Origin of the sequence: Mesorhizobium sp. M7A.F.Ca.CA.002.09.1.1 (assembly GCF_003998555.1) — a bacterium.
In the GTDB taxonomy this organism is placed as follows: domain Bacteria; phylum Pseudomonadota; class Alphaproteobacteria; order Rhizobiales; family Rhizobiaceae; genus Mesorhizobium; species Mesorhizobium ciceri.
Genome location: NZ_RZRR01001215.1, coordinates 1 through 1,305 on the forward strand (window position 1 = coordinate 1; position 1,305 = coordinate 1,305).

Consider the following 1,305-nt stretch of genomic DNA (forward strand, 5'->3'; position numbering starts at 1 on the left):
GTGACGTGCGCAGCTCGCGGTACATTTTCCAGCAGACCCACAGCAGCAGGATGCCGCCGGCCAGCAGCAGGCCGACGATCGCCAGCAGCTTGACGGTAATTGCGGCAAAACCGATGCGCAGCACCGTTGCCGCAATCACGCCGATGAGGATCGCCTTCTTGCGTTGGTCAGCCGGCAGGCCGGCAGCGGCAAGGCCGATGACGATCGCATTGTCGCCGGCCAGCACGAGGTCGATGGCGATGACCTGGAGCAGGGCGGTCAGGCTGGCAGCGCTGAAAAAAATGTCCATCGACCGGAAGCCCTTGCTGATTTTGCCGAGTGTTCGTCGATTACCCAGAGGCCCTAACTTGGTGGTCCCTTGGCGTCAAGGGATCACGCGTGGCGCCATCACCGAAGCATCGCTACGTCAAGCCAGATCCAATGCTCGCGGCACTCGCCGACAGCCAGGCAAAACCATGGCCGATCGCCAATCAATCGTAGAGATTATACTTTGCCCAGTCGGCTTCCGGAATCTCGTCGCCGATCCGGTAGCGGAGTTGCAAGACTTCCATATGGTCCGGCCCGGTCTGGCACTTGAATTTCAGCCTGTACCACTGCCCCTTGCTGCGAAACGCAGCACCCGGGCTCTTGATTGCATCGGCGCCCATCTCGGGCGTGGCAAAGGCGTAGGCGACGACGCGATCGGCTTTGAACTTGCGATCGTCATGGGTGATGCGGTCGAGCACTTCGGCGTCGCAACGCTGTTCAAGGCGAGTTTGGGGATCGAGTTTCATCAGTCCGGCGCGCAATGCATTGTCCATTGCGCTGGCTGGAAAACTCAGTGTCACTGACGCCAAGGCGGTCATGCAGAGCTTCTTCATGGGCGGGACAAGCAACATATTTTGTCGGAGAAATCAACCGAGCGGACCGCCTCGGACGCTGCGGGAATCTTCAATCATATGGCTGCTGCGTTCAAAATTGCGTGTCGGGATTCGTCGTGCGATGCCTGCGGCCAACGGATCAAAGAGGCACGGCCGGCATCGGTAAGATCGTAGAGGCCGCGGTCGACGCGCGCGAACCAGCCATAGACATTGTGCTGCAGGATCTTGGGCGCGATCGGCGTCACCGCCTTCAGATCTCGCGGCCGCCTGGGGCCATCCACCATGGCGGCAGCGCAGGCGAGGGCGCTTTGGCGATAGGCGGTCATGATCGGATTGCGCGATCCTCCTCCGGCAACGGGATCGCCGCGACGGCGCTGGTGCTCATCGACCAGGCGGGAGCGCCGGCGGGCATTTTTGCGCGGCGCCAGCGCGATCGGGCTGAGAA

At 61.7% G+C, this 1,305-nt stretch carries 2 protein-coding genes and 1 pseudogene; all 3 read right to left on the minus strand.

The features are described from left to right. Positions 1 to 289 (minus strand): annotated as a pseudogene (locus EN994_RS31900) (TerC family protein); the annotation flags it as partial. A 181-nt stretch (positions 290 to 470) separates the two neighbouring features. Next, positions 471 to 878 (minus strand): DUF930 domain-containing protein, encoded by a 408-nt coding sequence (locus EN994_RS31905; RefSeq protein WP_032808257.1) that lies wholly within the window; start codon positions 876 to 878, stop codon positions 471 to 473. 56 nt (positions 879 to 934) lie between these two features. Then, the coding region (locus EN994_RS31910) for a DUF2161 family putative PD-(D/E)XK-type phosphodiesterase (protein WP_245466149.1) at positions 935 to 1,305 on the minus strand (371 nt) is incomplete at its 5' end.